Annotated in this window: 11 protein-coding genes; 4 read left to right on the top strand and 7 right to left on the bottom strand. The window is 37.7% G+C overall.

Annotated elements, in window-relative coordinates; translation table 11 throughout:
• Positions 1 to 100 precede the first annotated feature (100 nt).
• Positions 101 to 457 carry a hypothetical protein gene (locus ACM55F_RS09745; protein WP_416853609.1) on the bottom strand — a complete coding sequence of 119 codons (357 nt, stop codon included), beginning with the start codon at positions 455 to 457 and terminating at the stop codon, positions 101 to 103.
• 18 nt (positions 458 to 475) lie between these two features.
• On the bottom strand, positions 476 to 1,654 hold the full coding sequence (locus ACM55F_RS09750) for an AIR synthase related protein (protein WP_416853610.1): 1,179 nt from the start codon (positions 1,652 to 1,654) through the stop codon (positions 476 to 478).
• A gap of 387 nt (positions 1,655 to 2,041) precedes the next feature.
• On the opposite strand from ACM55F_RS09750, the gene ACM55F_RS09755 reads away from it, so the two are divergent.
• On the top strand, positions 2,042 to 2,323 hold the full coding sequence (locus ACM55F_RS09755) for a DUF4242 domain-containing protein (RefSeq protein WP_416853611.1): 282 nt from the start codon (positions 2,042 to 2,044) through the stop codon (positions 2,321 to 2,323).
• 143 nt (positions 2,324 to 2,466) lie between these two features.
• Here ACM55F_RS09755 and ACM55F_RS09760 read toward each other — a convergent pair whose 3' ends face one another.
• A complete protein-coding gene (locus ACM55F_RS09760) occupies positions 2,467 to 4,656 on the bottom strand; it encodes a glutamine synthetase III family protein (RefSeq protein ID WP_416853612.1) in 2,190 nt (729 codons plus the stop codon).
• A gap of 374 nt (positions 4,657 to 5,030) precedes the next feature.
• On the opposite strand from ACM55F_RS09760, the gene ACM55F_RS09765 reads away from it, so the two are divergent.
• Entirely contained in the window at positions 5,031 to 6,059 is a 1,029-nt protein-coding gene (locus ACM55F_RS09765) for a glutamine synthetase beta-grasp domain-containing protein (protein WP_416850285.1), read from the top strand.
• Positions 6,060 to 6,226: 167 nt separating this feature from the next.
• Positions 6,227 to 7,198, top strand: a complete 972-nt coding sequence (locus tag ACM55F_RS09770; protein ID WP_416853613.1) for a TerC family protein — start codon at positions 6,227 to 6,229, stop codon at positions 7,196 to 7,198.
• Between the two features lie 80 nt (positions 7,199 to 7,278).
• On the opposite strand, the gene ACM55F_RS09775 is transcribed toward ACM55F_RS09770, so the two are convergent.
• Positions 7,279 to 7,779 (bottom strand): hypothetical protein, encoded by a 501-nt coding sequence (locus ACM55F_RS09775; protein ID WP_416853614.1) that lies wholly within the window; start codon positions 7,777 to 7,779, stop codon positions 7,279 to 7,281.
• 87 nt (positions 7,780 to 7,866) lie between these two features.
• Between ACM55F_RS09775 and ACM55F_RS09780 the strand changes: the two genes are divergently transcribed.
• The gene (locus ACM55F_RS09780; protein WP_416853615.1) at positions 7,867 to 8,106 is read left to right on the top strand and encodes a DUF1543 domain-containing protein; all 240 of its coding nucleotides are present in this window, start codon (positions 7,867 to 7,869) and stop codon (positions 8,104 to 8,106) included.
• Positions 8,107 to 8,336: 230 nt separating this feature from the next.
• On the opposite strand, the gene ACM55F_RS18765 is transcribed toward ACM55F_RS09780, so the two are convergent.
• The 3 genes from ACM55F_RS18765 to ACM55F_RS09795 form a co-directional block, all read right to left on the bottom strand.
• Positions 8,337 to 12,242, bottom strand: coding sequence for a T9SS type A sorting domain-containing protein (locus ACM55F_RS18765; protein WP_465245385.1), 3,906 nt, complete (start codon positions 12,240 to 12,242; stop codon positions 8,337 to 8,339).
• Positions 12,243 to 12,547: 305 nt separating this feature from the next.
• On the bottom strand, positions 12,548 to 14,665 hold the full coding sequence (locus tag ACM55F_RS09790; protein ID WP_416853616.1) for a T9SS type A sorting domain-containing protein: 2,118 nt from the start codon (positions 14,663 to 14,665) through the stop codon (positions 12,548 to 12,550).
• Between the two features lie 759 nt (positions 14,666 to 15,424).
• The coding region (locus ACM55F_RS09795; protein ID WP_416853617.1) for an HYR-like domain-containing protein at positions 15,425 to 19,105 on the bottom strand (3,681 nt) is incomplete at its 5' end.

The raw sequence follows: 19,105 nt of genomic DNA on the forward strand, positions 1-19,105 counted from the left end.
TGTCCTGAAAGAGCAACCAACGGAAGCTCCTTTCAGGATTTAGAAAAATATTTTTTTTAGGGAGGATTGAAGCGGAGTGCTGGATTAGCTCCCAAAAATTTTATTCATTCATTTCGTCATAACGTTGCGGAACTTGCGGATCATACAGCGGACATTTGAATTCCTCCATAGTATCAGCGAGAAGGTTCATGGTTTTACCTTCGGTTCCATAACAATCGATTTGTATGCTTTGTGGTGTTGTTTTGATGTGAAAAGCACCTTTTCCTGCAGTATTTTTCCAACTATATTCATCTACTTTTTCCCAGTTTGAAAACACAGCATTTATTCTATTGATGATAACCGTCACAGGCAGTTCCTCTAGTCCTTCGACGATTTCCTGCTCAATAATAGCTTCATAAACCAAGTGATGGTTGAGATAAATTCCGTCCTGATATTTCCAAAAAAGTAATTCGTACATGGTATTTTGTTTTACTTTTTAATATTCGAAAGTCCCGTATTCGCTGGTAATAGTCAGTTTTTTAGTGTCGGCTTCGGCTACTCTACCTACGATTTGCGCATCAACATTGAACGATTTTGAAATCGCGATAATGTCTTGTGCTACAGCTTCCGGAACGTAAATTTCCATACGATGTCCACAATTGAAAACCTGATACATTTCCTTCCAATCCGTTTTAGATTGTTCTTGAATTAACTGGAACAATGGCGGAACCGGAAACAAATTGTCCTTTATAATGTGTAGATTTTCTACAAAATGTAAAATCTTCGTTTGTGCTCCTCCACTGCAATGCACCATTCCGTGAATTTCATTAGAAGTATATTGGTCTAAAATTTTCTTGATAATAGGCGCATAGGTTCTGGTAGGCGAAAGCACTAATTGTCCTGCGTCGATTGGTGAATTTTCGACAGTATCAGTAAGATTTACCTGCCCAGAATAAATTAACTCTTCTGGAACTGCAGCATCAAAACTCTCTGGATACTTTGTTGCCAAATATTTCCCGAAAACATCATGACGCGCTGATGTTAATCCGTTGCTTCCCATTCCGCCATTATAGCTTTTCTCGTAAGTAGCCTGACCAAAAGAAGCCAATCCTACAATTACGTCGCCCGCTTTAATATTAGCATTATCAATTACTTTGGAACGCTTCATGCGTGCTGTTACCGTTGAGTCTACAATAATAGTCCTGACAATATCACCCACATCTGCCGTTTCACCACCAGTTGAATGAATGGTCACGCCAAAAGAATCCAGTTCTTTAATCAGTTCTTCGGTTCCGTTGATGATCGCTGAAATTACTTCAGCAGGAATCAAGTTTTTATTTCTTCCAATGGTTGAAGAAAGTAAAATATTATCCGTTGCCCCTACACACAATAAATCATCGATATTCATAATCAATGCATCTTGAGCAATGCCTTTCCAAACGGAAATATCTCCTGTTTCTTTCCAATACATATATGCAAGAGATGATTTCGTTCCTGCTCCATCAGCATGCATAATCAGACAATACTCTTCATCTTGGGTTAAATAGTCAGGGACAATTTTGCAGAAAGCTTGTGGAAATAATCCTTTATCAATGTTTTTTATGGCATTATGCACATCTTCTTTGGATGCTGAAACACCGCGAAGTGCATATCTTTTTGAAGTATCTGAACTCATGTAGTTTAGTTGTGTAACCTGCTTTTAGGCAGATGTGTTTTGCGGCAAAGATAATTATTTTTTTCGGGTTTTGCCTATCGGGTTTTCAAGTGTTTCGTTAAATCTACAATCTGTCTACAAAGTATAGTTTTATTTTATTAAATTTGTTATAATGTTTTATCTGTTAGATTATTACATGTAAAATTAATATTTAAATACTGGTTATTTTAATCGGTACTATCCTAAATTCATATTGATTATAATTGAAGTTTATCAATAAATCACCTTTAAAAGTTTAACAAATTTTAAACTTAGAATTAAACTTAGAAAAGTGGAAACCAGCGACCACTATAAAAAACGGGGCCTTGCCGAAAAGCCATACGAGTAGGAAACTAAAACAACAACATCATGCCTAAATATGTAATTGAACGAGAGATTCCCGGCGCAGGTAAACTGAATGCCGAACAATTGAAAGCCATTTCTCAAACTTCCTGCGGAGTATTGGGTAAAATGGGTCCCCAAATCCAGTGGGTTAACAGCCAAGTAACTGCTGACAAAATCTACTGCACTTACATTGCTCCTAACGAGGAAATGATTCGTGAACACGCAAAGCTAGGTGGATTTCCTGCGAATTCCATCAATAGAGTATCCACAACAATTGACCCAACAACAGCAGAACAAACGGTGTAGTCAACGAATAATTAAACGCCTTCAGCGAGAAAATATTCCAAAATCGTAAACAACTTCAGACTTAAAAGAGAACATTTAGAACCATAAAAAAATGCCTATCCACAACAGATAGGCATTTCTAATATAAAATAGTGAACTTGTTATTATTTTGTAAATAACAATTCTCTGTATTTAGTTAATGTCCAAAGTTCATTATCAACTAGTAATTCCAGTTTATCACAGTGATTTCTAATAATTTCGAAATATGGTTTTACCTTATTACAATAGGCTTCAGCCATTTCTTGAGCATTGGTCAAATTGTTAGCTACTTTTCTTTCGTTAGTCATCTCTTCTACTTTAGAATTGATTCCTTCGATGTGTCCAGAAATCTCTTTAATCAAGATAATCTGCTCTTTAGCAATTGTTTCAAAATCAGATCCAAAAATATCTTTTAAACCTTTCACATTAGTAATCAAAGTATTTTGGTAGCGAATTGCAGTAGGAATAACGTGATTTTTAGAAATATCCCCTAAAACTCTACCTTCAATTTGAATTTTCTTAGTATACTCTTCTAATTCAATTTCATAACGCGCTTCAACCTCGATATGATTCATGATATTCAACTCAGAAAACAAATCTAAAGATTGTTTAGAAACCCTTGCTTTTAATGCTTCAGGAGTCGTTTTGTAGTTACTCAAACCTCTCTTCGCTGCTTCGATTTCCCATTCTTCACTATATCCATCTCCTTCAAAAAGAATTTTTTTAGATTGTTTGATATACTCTCTTAAAACATTGAAAATTGCATCGTCTTTTTTCATGTCTTTAGACTCAATCAAAGCATCAACTTCAACTTTAAAGTCTCGCAATTGTTTGGCAACAATAGCATTCAAAGTAGTCATTGCATTAGAACAGTTTGCCATAGAACCTACCGCTCTAAACTCAAATTTATTTCCTGTAAAGGCAAATGGTGATGTTCTGTTTCTGTCCGTATTATCCAAAAGAACATCCGGAATTTTACCTACCACGTTCAATTTTAAATCTGTTTTCTCCTCAGGAGATAATTTTCCAGTAGTTACACCTTCTAGCTCAGCCAAAACTTTTGTTAATTGCTCTCCAATAAATACAGAGATAATTGCCGGTGGCGCTTCATTTGCACCTAATCTATGATCATTACTTGCAGAGGCAATAGCTGCTCTCAATAATGATTCATTATCATTTACCGCTTTGATCGTATTGATAAAGAAAGTCAAAAACTGTAAATTACTCATTGGAGTTTTACTTGGACTCAACAAGTTTACTCCAGTATCTGTAGCCAATGACCAGTTATTATGTTTCCCTGAACCATTAACTCCTTTAAAAGGCTTTTCATGGAATAACACTTTCAAATCATGACGTTCAGCCACTTTTTCCATCACATCCATTAATAAACAGTTATGGTCAACTGCTAAATTTGTTTCTTCAAAAATAGGTGCCAACTCAAATTGATTTGGAGCTACTTCATTGTGACGTGTTTTTACAGGTATTCCTAACAACATACATTCTTGCTCTAAATCTCTCATGTATGTTAAAGCACGGGTTGGAATAGAACCAAAATAATGATCGTCTAATTGTTGTCCTTTAGCAGAAGTATGTCCTAACAAAGTTCTTCCTGTCATCATAAGATCAGGACGTGAATTTGCTAATGCTCTATCAACTAAAAAATATTCTTGCTCCCATCCTAAGGTTGCAGTAACTTTTTTTACATTTTTATCAAAATACTTACATACTTCGGTAGCCGCATCGTCCATCACCATTAAAGCTCTTAACAAAGGTGTTTTATAATCTAAAGCTTCTCCTGTGTATGAAATGAAAACGGTAGGAATACATAAAGTAGTTCCAAAAATAAATGCTGGAGATGTTGGATCCCAAGCTGTATACCCTCTTGCTTCAAATGTGTTTCTAATTCCACCATTTGGAAAACTAGATGCATCCGGCTCTTGTTGCACTAATTGAGCACCACCAAATTTTTCTACTGGATCACTACCATCGTATGATGTCTCAAAAAAAGCATCGTGTTTTTCGGCGGTTGTTCCCGTAAGTGGTTGAAACCAGTGTGTATAATGAGTAACTCCTTTTGACAAGGCCCACTCTTTCATTCCCATTGCGATATAATCCGCTAATTTTCTGTCTATTTTAGTTCCATGCTGAACAGCACCTTGCACTCCTTTAAAAGCATCTGAAGTCAAATATTGCTTCATTGCTTTTTCATTAAACACATTTGAACCAAAAATCGTTGATTTCCTATCAGTTTCTTCAAATTGAACTGGCTTTCTGGTTGAAGCTTCTCTCAAAGCTTGAAAACGTAATGTTGACATAATTTATAAATTTAAATATTAATCGTAATTTAAAATACATACAAATATAATTCATTCCTTTAATATTTAATCCTCTCATTAACATATCTTAACTTTCTTTTTTTAACATAGAATTAAAATAAAAAAATTGACCGTTTCACTTTTGAAGTAATAAAAATCTTAACTATTTATTAATGACTAAAAAACCAGCATTGTGAATTTAATTTTTATAGCTAATTAAAATTGCATTTTTTTAAATATACCCCTAAAAAAATGAAGTAATGCTAAAAATTATACCCCATTAAATAAAAATTACCCCCTGATTTTACGACATCGACAAATTAATTTATATTTGCACAAGAAAATTATCAAAAAGAAAATAAATTTATATTATTATGGCTAAAATAAAGTTAGAATACATTTGGTTAGATGGATACGAACCAACTCAAAACTTAAGAAGTAAAACCAAAGTTGAAGAACACGAAAATTTCAAAGGAACATTAGAAGAAATAGGAAACTGGTCTTTTGATGGTTCATCTACAAAACAAGCTGAAGGTGGTTCATCTGATTGTTTATTAGTGCCTGTTGCTATTTATCCAGATCCTACACGTATCAATGGATATTTAGTAATGACAGAAGTTATGAATGCGGATGGTACTGCTCACTCTTCTAACGGTAGAGCTACTATTGATGATGATGGTGATTTCTGGTTTGGTTTCGAACAAGAATATTTCATTATGGATACTAAAACTTTATTGCCTTTAGGATTTCCAATTGGAGGATACCCTGCACCACAAGGGATGTACTACTGTTCAGTAGGTGGTAAAAACACACACGGAAGAGGATTAGTAGAAGAGCACGCTGATTTATGTATCGCTGCCGGAATTAACTTTGAAGGTATCAATCAAGAAGTTGCTTGTGGTCAATGGGAATTTCAATTATTCGCTCAAGGAGCTAAAAAAGCAGGTGACGAAATATGGATTGCTAGATATTTACTAGATCGTTTAACTGAAAAATACGGTTACTATATTGATTACCACCCAAAACCATTAGGTGATACCGACTGGAACGGTTCTGGAATGCATGCTAACTTCTCTAATGAGATATTAAGAACATGTGGTTCTCAAGAAGTTTACGAAAAAATATGTGAGGCATTTAGACCTGTAACCGCAGAACACATTGCTGTTTACGGAGCTTATAATGACCAACGTTTAACAGGTAAACACGAAACTGCTTCTATTCATGATTTCTCTTATGGAGTTTCTGATAGAGGAGCGTCAATCAGAATCCCATTAATTACTGTTCAAAAAGGATGGAAAGGATGGTTGGAAGACAGAAGACCAGCATCTAATGGTGATCCATACAAAATTGCTGCTAGAATTGTAAAAACTGTAAAATCTGTATTAATTGAAGAATTAGTATAAGAATCTATATAAACTTGATCTGTTTATAATTTAAAAGTGTCTTCATTACGAAGGCACTTTTTTTTTAGACATCAATATATTTCAAACGTAACTTTATTTTAAAATAAGTTTCAAACTTAAAAAATCAAAAAGTATCTTTGCTCAACCTATAATTAATAACTTAATTTATGATTGTCTGGATTTCATTTTTAGCTGCCGTCTTCCTATTTCTTGCACTTGATTTAGGGGTTTTCAATAAAACGCCACATATTATTAGCTCTAAAGAAGCTGGTAAATGGACTGCTGTTTGGGTAACACTATCTTTTTTATTTTCTGGAGTTATATTCTGGCTGTACGGTAATAACTATATTTCAAATCCTGATGGATTGAAACCAATGGATGCGTCACTAAAATTCATTACAGGCTATTTAATAGAATTATCATTAAGCATTGATAATATATTTGTTATTGCCATTATTTTTTCTGCTTTCAAAATTCCGCAAAAATACCAACATCGAGTTTTGTTTTGGGGAATTCTTGGCGCGATTGTTTTTAGGGGACTAATGATTTATTTTGGCGTTTTGCTTATTAATAAATTTTCGTGGACTACTTATGTTTTTGGTGCATTCCTGATCTATACCGCAATGAAAATGCTGTTCACCAATGAAGATGAAAAATTTGAACCTAAAAAATCGTTCGTTTATAAAAGCCTTAAGAAGATAATGCCTATCTCAAATCATATCGACGAAGAGCATTTCTTTGTAAAAAGAAGACATATAACCGCAGCAACGCCTCTTTTTGTAGCATTAGTCGTTATTGAAGTAATGGATGTTGTATTTGCCATTGACAGTGTTCCTGCAATTTTAGCCATAACAAATGATCCTTTTTTAGTTTTTAGTTCGAATATCTTTGCCATTTTAGGCTTACGATCTATGTATTTCTTTTTGGCTCATATGTTAGAAAAATTTGCTCATTTAGAATACAGCCTTATTGCTATTTTGACATTCGTTGGCCTTAAAATGCTGCTTCACGATTTTATAGAAATGCCAGAATGGGTATCGTTGGCTTTTATCGCAATTTCACTTTTGACTGGAATTATAGTGTCTTTAAAAATGAGTAAAAAGGAAGAGAAAGAGGAAGAATCAGAAGAAAATAATTAATACAATCCCATCGTAAAAAATACAAGCATAAAAAAAGGAAATCTTTCGATTTCCTTTTTTTATTTATTTATAAGCTAAAATTACATTTCAATTTTTTTAATTTGGCTTTCCTTTATTTTTAAAGTAGATATAACGGATTCATAGCTATTCTTGTTGATTGAAGTTGCAAAACCTGCCGGCACTATCACAATTCTAAGCACTTGATTTAATCTGAATTCAGCAGTAACATCTTGTAAATCATTACCAACCATAAAGACACTAACATCTGTAGTAGTATAATCATAATCATAACTAAAATCTAATGTTCCATCACTAAAATAATGGGTTTCAGGCAATAATTTCCATACATCGCCCTGAGCAGTGGAACCGGATAATCGATATACCAAAACCACATCCGAAGTAAAAATAGGAGGATTAAGCGGCACTATTCTACTATAGTTATTAGTTGAATTAAATGAGGCGCTGACTTCAAATACTTCGCTGATAGTATCATTGTCTACATAAGGATTATCGTCATTTACGGTGCAACTTTGTAAAATAAACAATCCTGCGATGGCCAAAAGTGTAATTATCTTTTTCATGATTTTAATATTTTAAATGGTTATTTTTATTTACACATTCATGAATTGTGCCAAACTTTATTTTTTAAAAAAATTGTAAATTCAAAAATGGAAAAACAGCTAAAACTTTACATGATAGTACTGGGCTGCAAGCCAATAGAAAGGATAACAGAACAGCATGATATTTTTTTTGGAATTGGAAATTTCTTAAAAAATTTAATTTCGCAGATGAAAACTTTTTGGTCTGAAGCCAAAGGGCAACTTCATATTAATGCATGGTGGGAAGTTACTGTAGTCGATAATTATTCGATTGAAATTATTGCATATTGGCTATTTAAAATTAACTAAAATAGCGTAAGTAAGGAACAGCGTTAAACGCCATTTCCTCAAAGTAAACTACGAAATAATTGTTTATTATTCGCAATGAGAAAGCCTTGCTCGAAAAACCATCAATTATTCATTTGATGATCAACTTAGCCCTTGCACTGGCATGCTCGTTCGGGATTTATCTCAAAAGAGATACCCATAAAAAAGCATCCGACAAACGGATGCTTTTTAGCTAAAATTAATTTTAAAAATTATCTAGAAGACATTACTTTTTTCACACTGCTTCCACGATTAGTAGTCACTTTCACAATATACACTTGTTCTTTTCCTCTATTCAATTTAAGATCTAGCACAATTTCTTTATTCAAATAACTATTAGTGTCCAATTTAGAAAGTATTGAAATACCCTGAGCATTAAACACCTCTATTTTCACATCAGATACATAATCAAAATTGTACTTGATAGTAAGCAAGTCTTTGAACGGAACTGGATATGCATCAAAACCTGCTGTTTCGATTTTTGTTTCGATTGGAGCAATTGTATCTGTTTTTTCGGCGCTTGGACTGATAACTTTAGCAGTTGCTGGGCAACTGCTAGGAGAAGAACCACAGCCATTGTTTAAAACAGAAACCTTATAACCCGATCCCGCTGGAATATTACTAAATATAATATTATTGGTATTCAGAGCATCATAAGGTACTGATGGAGAAATCCCTGTAATCGCATTTCCATTTTTATCCAGTACTGTATAACGACCACCACTGATTACACCAGAGACGGTAATACTGAAAGTGCTCTCATTACATGCAGGCGCATTGTATGTTACGATTGGTGCAGGAGGATTTGCCACTTCCGTTACAGCTGCATTTGCTGTTTGTGAAGTACAATTAGTTGGAGCAGCGCCTGTAGCCAATACATAGTAGCTTACTCCTGCCGGAAGTGCTGTCCATGTAAGTGAAGAACCAGTTGTTCCGTTCTGTGAAGGTAGCACAGGGGTGTTATCGCTTGCTTTCTTTAACTGGTAGCTGACACCTGTTTGTGAATTGCTCAATGTGATAACTCCGGTATTGGGAGCTGAGGCACAAATAGAATTACCACTTAAGGTATAAACAACAGGATTTGCTACTTCAGTTACAGATGCATTTGCCGTTTGCGAAGTACAATTAGTTGGAGCAGCGCCTGTAGCCAATACATAGTAGCTTACTCCTGCCGGAAGTGCTGTCCATGTAAGTGAAGAACCAGTTATTCCGTTCTGTGAAGGTAGCACAGGGGTGTTATCGCTTGCTTTCTTCAACTGGTAGCTGACACCTGTTTGTGAATTGCTTAATGTGATAACTCCGGTATTGGGAGCTGAGGCACAAATAGAATTACCACTTAAGGTATAAACAACAGGATTTGCTACTTCAGTTACAGATGCATTTGCCGTTTGCGAAGTACAATTAGTTGGAGCAGCGCCTGTAGCCAATACATAGTAGGGTACTCCTGCCGGAAGTGCTGTCCATGTAAGTGAAGAACCAGTTGTTCCGTTCTGTGAAGGTAGCACAGGGGTGTTATCGCTTGCTTTCTTCAACTGGTAGCTGACACCTGTTTGTGAATTGCTCAATGTGATAACTCCGGTATTGGGAGCTGAGGCACAAATAGAATTACCACTTAAAGTATAAACAACAGGATTTACTACTTCAGTAACAGATGCATTTGCTGTTTGTGAAGTACAATTAGTTGGAGCAGCGCCTGTAGCCAATACATAGTAGGGTACTCCTGCCGGAAGTGCTGTCCATGTAAGTGAAGAACCAGTTGTTCCGTTCTGTGAAGGTAGCACAGGGGTGTTATCGCTTGCTTTCTTTAACTGGTAGCTGACACCTGTTTGTGAATTGCTCAATGTGATAACTCCGGTATTGGGAGCTGAGGCACAAATAGAATTACCACTTAAGGTATAAACAACAGGATTTGCTACTTCAGTTACAGATGCATTTGCTGTTTGGGAAGTACAATTAGTTGGAGCAGCACCTGTAGCCAATACATAGTAGGGTACTCCTGCCGGAAGTGCTGTCCAGGTAAGTTGAGAACCTGTTGTTCCAGTCTGTGCCGGTTGCACAGGGGTGTTATCACTTGCTTTCTTTAACTGGTAACTGACACCTGTTTGTGAATTGCTCAATGTAATAATTCCGGTATTTGGAGCTGAGGCACAAATAGAATTACCACTTAAGGTATAAACAACAGGATTTGCTATTTCAGTTACAGCTGCATTTGCTGTTTGTGAAGTACAATTAGTTGGGGCAGCGCCTGTAGCCACAACATAATAGTTTACTCCCGCCGGAAGTGCTGTCCATGTAAGCGAAGAACCAGTTGTTCCGTCCTGTGAAGGTAGCACAGACGTGTTATCACTTGCTTTCTTTAACAGGTAGCTGACACCTGTCTGTGAATTGCTCAATGTGATAACTCCGGTATTAGCAGCTGAGGCACAAATGGAATTGCCGCTTAAAGTATAAACAACAGGATTTGCGACCTCAGTAACGGATGCATTTGCTGTTTGGGAAGTACAATTTGTTGGAGACGCACCTGTAGCCACAACATAATAGTTTACTCCCGCCGGAAGTGCTGTCCATGTAAGCGCAGAACCAGTTGTTCCGTCCTGTGAAGGTAGCACAGACGTGTTATCACTTGCTTTCTTTAACAGGTAGCTGACACCTGTCTGTGAATTACTCAATGTGATAACTCCGGTATTGGCAGCTGAGGCACAAATGGAATTGCCACTTAAAGTATAAACAACAGGATTTGCATTCACAATAATGTCTACTGTTGCTGTACAACTGCCATCAGCAGTAATATAAGTAATAGTGTTCGGTCCGGCAGCGGCGTTGGAGGGTGTAAAATAATAGCTACCATTATCAAAGCTTACTCCCGGTCCGCTAAAAACACCCCCAGACGGTGTTGCTGATAAAAGATATGGTGTAGTATCGCTTGCGCATTTTGGTGAAATAGGGGTTATTGTTGAATTACCAAAACTAAAGTTCACAGGAATAGGGGTTATAAAGTCTTTGAGGGCAGCCGTTGAAGAAGCCGAAGCCTTTGTTTTAACCCATAACGTTTGTATGTTAAGACCGCTACAAGATAAACCAGATTGCTGCAAAAGATAGCTAATGTTAATAGCTGCTTCTACAAAAGCAAATTGTTGATATGTGGTACTGCCAAATGCAGAATAGGGCAAATTAGTTTCCGCACCCGCTCTATTGGTTTCAGCAAATGCATTGGCCAATAACTGTGGAGTAGATGTTACTTGTTGGTAGGACCAATTATTTCCGCTACCCTTCCACTGGTAGATAAATACATTAGGTTTTGTACCACCATTGGTATATTCCATGGAAATAATTATATCATTAAGTGTTCTACCACCACCATTTGGCTTGCTTGTTACCGGGTTACCAGTAAAAGTACCGTTGGCATTTTGGACAATAGTACCTTGCAATAATTCAAAATCAATATAACTGGTTCCATTAGTAGACAAACGATCCCCTGAGATAAAGATCCATTGGTTGTTAGTGCCGTCACGTGATACATGATACAACGCATTATTAATATCGTTTTTATCCGGTGCAGTATTCTCAAACCATCTTAAAGAGGACACAAAATCATTAAATTTACTACCATTAGTAAAAACGTTGTCACTGCCATTAAAGGGCTCGGCAGCTGCACGTCCACTTGTTTGAGTAGTAGCTGGTGCTATCACAGTACCTGAATTTTCAAAAACAGACAAACCAGTACCTCCACCTCCGGGGTACCAATCACCCTGGTTAGTTGTGAATGGGCTAGGACTCGTTGGTGTATTGGCTCTTAAACCTCCATCAATAGCGAATCCACCCGCTGGTGGGTTTACATTAGCAAACTGTCCATAAATTTGTGAAGAAAAAAACAAAAAGAATATTGATGAAAATGCCATCAAGTTCCTAAAAGAATATGATAATCCTTTATCCCGTAATTTTGAAACGTTATTATGGGAATACCATTTTACAAGGGCCGTATTTTGTAATTTGGGATTAAAATTTAATAAATTAGACATTAAAAAACCTAATGCAGAAACCTTATCTTTCGTTAAAAAGCAAAATTTAATTTTGTTCGATAAAATTTCGAAAAACGTGAGGAGTGATTTTTTTTCCATGATAATGAAGTTTTAACACCATACTTGTTATATAGCTGGAAAATGCAGACTTGGGATATAAAAATTTGCATAAAAAAAACACCTTCAAAAATTTCTTTTTGAAGAAATCCGTCATCAAAAGGATATTGTATTGTGGGGAGCAATAACTAGATTCTTTTATTACCAATAAATTGTTTTAATAAAAACAACTTCAAACACAATTAAAAAAGAGGTAAATAAACCCCGAAAATTTTACTTTCGAGGTTTATTAGTATATTCTAATCCGGGTTACTCTTTTGTGGTGGATTAGACAATTATTAATAAGTCTATCTGGATGATATTACTTTTTTCACACTGCTTCCTCTATTAGTGGTTACTTTCACAACATACACTTGTTCTTTTCCTTTGTTCAAACGAAGGTCTAGCGTAATTTCTTTGTTTAGATAACCATTAGTATCGATTTTTGAAAGTATTGAAATACCTTGCGCATTGAATACCTCAATTTTTACATCGGATGCATAATCAAAATTGTATTTGACAGTTAGCAAATCTTTGAAAGGAACTGGATATGCGTCAAAACCCGCAGTTTCAATTTTCGCAGCGATTGGAGCGATTATTTCTTTTGTTTTGGGAGCTGAGCTAATGAGTTTAGCAGCTGCCGGGCAACTGTTAGCATCAGAACTACAGTCACCAACTGAAACAGAAACCTGATAACCCGATCCTGCAGGAATATTACTAAATACAATATTACTGCCATTTGGAGCCTCATAAGGTACTGATGGAGAAATTCCTGAAATCGCATTTCCATTTTTATCCAGTACTGTATAACTACCACCACTGATTACACCAGAGACGGTAATACTGAAAGTGTTTTGAGTACATGTAGGTGGAGTGTAACTTACACCTGGCGTACCAGGATTGTCATTTACTGTAATTGTAGTATTCGCTGTTGATGTACAGCCATTAGCATCTGTAACGGTTACTGTAAATTTCTCACCATGAACAAATCCTGTCGCCGTTGGATTTTGATCAGTGGGATCGGTTATGGTAGCACTTCCGTCGCTAACCCACGACCATGATACCGCATCGCCACCAGTTTCATTTAATGTTATAGTGGTTGTATCAGAGCATACAGGACCATTGTTACTTGCTGTCGCAGTTGGTAATGGATTTACTACAATCGGTTCTGTTGTTGTACAACTGCCATCAGCGGTAACATAAGTAATAGTTTTAGTCCCGTCACCACCTGCATTAGAAGGTGTGAAATAATATTTGCCGTCAGCAGGGACAGCTGGAGCTATCGGAGTCACACCCGGTCCGGTAAAAACACCACCGGATGGTGTTGCTGATAAAAGATAAGCTGTATTATCGCTTGCACATTTTGCAGAAATAGGGTCAATGTCCGTGCTACCAAAAACTAGATCCACAGGAATAGGGGTTATAAAGTCTTTGAGAGCAGCCGTTGAAGAAGCGGAAGCCTTTGTTTTAACCCATAACGTTTTTATGTTAAGATTACTGCAACTTGTGCCTCCAAGTATATTAGTTAGATAAGTAACATTAACGGCCGCTTCTACAAAAGCAAATTGTTGATAAGTGGCGCTACCAAATGCAGAATAGGGCAGATTAGTTTCCGCACCCGCTCTGTTGGTTTCAGCAAATGCATTGGCCAATAACGCCGCTGAAGATGGTACTTGTTGGTAGGACCAATTATTTCCGCTCCCCTTCCATTGGTAGATAAATACATTAGGCTTTGATCCACCATTGGTATATTCCATAGAAATGATAACATCATTTTCTGTTCTACCGCCACCATTTGGTTTACTTAGTACCGGAGTACCGGTAAAAGTACCGTTGGTGTTTTGGACAATACCACCTTGCAATAATTCAAAATCAATATAACTGGTTCCATTAGTAGACAAACGATCCCCTGAAATAAAGATCCATTGCTGATTATTGCCGTCACGTGATACATGATACAATGCATTATTAATATCGTTTTTATCCGGCGCAGAATTTTGAAACCATCTTAAAGAGGACACAAAATCATTAAATTTACTACCATTAGTAAAAACGTTGTCATTGCCATTATAAGGCTCAGCAGCTGCACGTCCACTTGTTTCAGAGGTAGCCGGCGCTATCACATTACCTGAATTTTCAAAAACAGACAAACCAGTACCTCCAGTTCCGGGGTACCAATCACCCTGGTTAGTTGTGAATGGGCTAGGACTTGTTGGTGTATTGGCTCTTAAACCTCCATCAATAGCGAATCCACCTAAGGGTGGGTTTACATTAGCAAACTGTCCATAAATTTGTGAAGAAAAAAACAAAAAGAATATTGATAAAAATGGCACGAAGTTTCTAAAAACGCTCTCTTTTGTTAAAAACGAACTAATCATTTTACGGGATAATACATCGAAAAAATTCGAAATAGTAATCTTTTTCATGATACTAAAGTTTTAACACCATAATTGTTAAAAAGCAGGAAACCAGTCGACTTGGGGATAAAAAATCTGTAGAAAAATAAAACGCCTTCATAAACAACTTTACGAAGTACTCCATCATCAAAAGAATATTTTATTTTGGGGAATAAACAAACTTTTATTAACCAAAATGGGGCTTAAAAAAAACTTAAAAACCTTAATTTAAATTAATAAATAAGTAAGACGAAGAAAAACAAAAAGTTTTCCGATTTGATCGATAAAACTAGCTCTACTAAAACACACCTTCAAAAAACAAGTTTATGAAGAACACAATCATCAAAAGGATATTTTATTGTGGGGAGCAATAACCAACTCTTTTTTACCCGTAATCTGTTTTAAAAAACAGATTAGAATTGAATTGTTTTTTTACTGTATTAAAGATAATCAATGGATCAAAACGGGATTAAAAAAACAAAAATAAATCAGATAAACAACAAATTTATCCGATAAAAAACCCTCTGATTAAGAAAATTACTATGCAAAAAAAAAACTAAAAATTCGTTAATTATAATTGTAAATAATTGATTTTCAGTATTTTAAAATATAATCTTACATTTAAATTTTATCTAAACGCAGCATAAATAAGAATAAAATAAACTGACATAGAAAAGGAGTGAAAAAGGACTGAAAAAGAAATAAAAAAACCTCGAAAATTTTAACTTTCGAGGTTTAATTTTATATTCTAATCCGTTTCATTTTTCTGGACCAGATGATTATTAAAAATTATTTTGAGGACATCACTTTTTTCACGCTGCTTCCTCGATTAGTAGTCAGTCTAACAACATAAACTTGCTCTTGACCTTTGTACGAATGAAGGTGTAAAGTAACTTCTTTGTTCAAATAACTATTGGTATCTGTTTTTGAAAGTACTGAAACTCCTTGTGCATTATACACATCGATCACCACATCAGATACATAATCAAAATCGTATCTAATAGTAAGCTTATCTTTAAAAGGAACCGGAAAAGCAGTAAAACCAACGCTAGTATTTAAACTATCTTCTTTATGGGTAGCGCTGGTTCCTCCCAATGGACAACCTGTGTTATTAAGGACATCCAATTGAGTTGCTAATTTGCCAGGTGCACTTCCACCAGCTAAATAGGCTGCGTTAACAGCGTCTATTACTGATTGAGGATTACTAGAATAAGGCGCTGGAAAATCAACTTCATCACTACATGCGTTCAATAAAGCGGCTACTCCTTGACGAGCTAAGTTAAAAATACCTCCGCCTCCTAAATTTAGAGCTTGCAACAAAGTTAGATTCGCAAGATTAGACGGTGCATTTACAAACACATCACCAAACAACATTGAAGGAGTATAAGCAGAACACCATCTATCTGTATGGTTTTTCCAATATCCTAGAGTACATCCCTCACAGGCACTTACTGTGATACTTTGACTACAAGTAGCGGATGTATTACCACAAGCGTCAGTAGCACTCCAAGTTTTTGTGTAAGTCACTGAACCATCAGGATTGTTTCTAGTTGTAATACCTAAATCATTCAAAGTTGGATTTGGATCACAACCATCACTTATTGTTGGAATGCCAAAAACAGGTTCAACACCACAATCAACTGTTTGATTAGCTGGACAAGTAAGAGTCGGCGCAGTAATATCCTGAACATTGATGGTTTGCGTAGCGGTAGATGTGTTTCCACAATCATCTGTAGCAGTCCATGTTCTGGTTACACTGTAATTTCCGGCACAGTTGCCTGGTGTAGTCACATCATTGAAAGTCAACCTTACCTCTGGGTCACAAGTGTCAGTAGCAGTAGCTTGCGCAAAGGCAGGCAGTGCTGGACAATTGATCGTTGATGGAGCTGGTAAGGCAGCGATTACCGGTGCAGTGATATCCTGAACGTTGATGGTTTGCGTAGCGGTGGAGAAGTTTCCACAATCATCCGTAGCAGTCCATGTTCTGGTTACACTGTAATTTCCGGCACAGTTGCCTGGGGTAGTCACATCATTGAAAGTCAACCTTACCTCTGGATCACAAGTGTCGGTAGCAGTAGCTTGCGCAAAGGCAGGCAGTGCTGGACAATTGATCGTTGATGGAGCTGGTAAGGCAGCGATTACCGGCGCAGTAATATCCTGAACATTGATGGTTTGCGTAGCGGTAGATGTGTTTCCACAATCATCTGTAGCAGTCCATGTTCGGGTTACACTGTAATTTCCGGCGCAGTTGCCTGGGGTAGTCACATCATTGAAAGTCAACGTTACCTCTGGATCACAAGTGTCGGTAGCAGTAGCTTGCGCAAAGGCAGGAAGTGCTGGACAATTGATTGTTGATGGAGCTGGTAAGGCAGCGATTACCGGTGCAGTAATATCCTGAACATTGATGGTTTGCGTGGCAGTAGATGTGTTTCCACAATCATCTGTAGCAGTCCATGTTCTGGTTACACTGTAATTTCCGGCGCAGTTGCCTGGGGTAGTTACATCATTGAAAGTCAACGTTACCGATGCATCACAAGTGTCAGTAGCAGTAGCTTGCGCAAAGGCAGGAAGTGCTGGACAATTGATCGTTGATGGAGCTGGTAAAGCAGCTATTACCGGCGCAGTAATATCCTGAACATTGATGGTTTGCGTAGCGGTAGATGTGTTTCCACAATCATCTGTAGCAGTCCATGTTCTGGTTACACTGTAATTTCCGGCACAGTTGCCTGGGGTAGTCACATCATTGAAAGTCAACCTTACCTCTGGGTCACAAGTGTCAGTAGCAGTAGCTTGCGCAAAGGCAGGCAATGCTGGACAATTAATCGTTGATGGAGCTGGTAAGGCAGCGATTACCGGTGCAGTGATATCCTGAACATTGATGGTTTGCGTAGCGGTGGAGAAGTTTCCACAATCATCCGTAGCAGTCCATGTTCTGGTTACACTGTAATTTCCGGCGCAGTTGCCTGGGGTAGTCACATCATTGAAAGTCAACCTTACCTCTGGGTCACAAGTGTCAGTAGCAGTAGCTTGCGCAAAGGCAGGCAGTGCTGGACAATTGATCGTTGATGGAGCTGGTAAAGCAGCGATTACCGGCGCAGTGATATCCTGAACATTGATGGTTTGCGTAGCGGTAGATGTGTTTCCACAATCATCTGTAGCAGTCCATGTTCGGGTTACACTGTAATTTCCGGCGCAGTTGCCTGGGGTAGTCACATCATTGAAAGTCAACGTTACCGATGCATCACAAGTGTCAGTAGCAGTAGCTTGCGCAAAGGCAGGCAGTGCTGGACAATTGATAGTTGATGGAGCTGGTAAAGCAGCGATTACCGGCGCAGTAATATCCTGAACATTGATGGTTTGCGTAGCGGTGGAGAAGTTTCCACAATCATCTGTAGCAGTCCATGTTCGGGTTACACTGTAATTTCCGGCACAGTTGCCTGGGGTAGTCACATCATTGAAAGTCAACGTTACCTCTGGATCACAAGTGTCGGTAGCAGTAGCTTGCGCAAAGGCAGGCAGTGCTGGACAATTGATCGTTGATGGAGCTGGTAAGGCAGCGATTACCGGCGCAGTAATATCCTGAACATTGATGGTTTGCGTAGCGGTAGATGTGTTTCCACAATCATCTGTAGCAGTCCATGTTCGGGTTACACTGTAATTTCCGGCGCAGTTGCCTGGGGTAGTCACATCATTGAAAGTCAACGTTACCGATGCATCACAAGTGTCGGTAGCAGTAGCTTGCGCAAAGGCAGGCAATGCTGGACAATTAATCGTTGATGGAGCTGGTAAGGCAGCGATTACCGGTGCAGTGATATCCTGAACATTGATGGTTTGCGTAGCGGTGGAGAAGTTTCCACAATCATCCGTAGCAGTCCATGTTCTGGTTACACTGTAATTTCCGGCACAGTTGCCTGGGGTAGTCACATCATTGAAAGTCAACCTTACCGATGCATCACAAGTGTCAGTAGCAGTAGCTTGCGCAAAGGCAGGAAGTGCTGGACAATTGATCGTTGATGGAGCTGGTAAAGCAGCGATTACCGGCGCAGTGATATCCTGAACATTGATGGTTTGCGTAGCGGTGGAGAAGTTTCCACAATCATCCGTAGCAGTCCATGTTCTGGTTACACTGTAATTTCCGGCGCAGTTGCCTGGGGTAGTCACATCATTGAAAGTCAACGTTACCGATGCATCACAAGTGTCAGTTGCAGTAGCTTGCGCAAAGGCAGGAAGTGCTGGACAATTGATTGTTGATGGAGCTGGTAAAGCAGCGATTACCGGTGCAGTGATATCCTGAACGTTGATGGTTTGCGTAGCGGTGGAGAAGTTTCCACAATCATCTGTAGCAGTCCATGTTCGGGTTACACTGTAATTTCCGGCACAGTTGCCTGGGGTAATCACATCATTGAAAGTCAACGTTACCGATGCATCACAAGTGTCAGTAGCAGTAGCTTGCGCAAAGGCAGGCAGTGC

The sequence above is a fragment of the Flavobacterium melibiosi genome, from assembly GCF_048158545.1.
Lineage (GTDB): Bacteria > Bacteroidota > Bacteroidia > Flavobacteriales > Flavobacteriaceae > Flavobacterium > Flavobacterium melibiosi.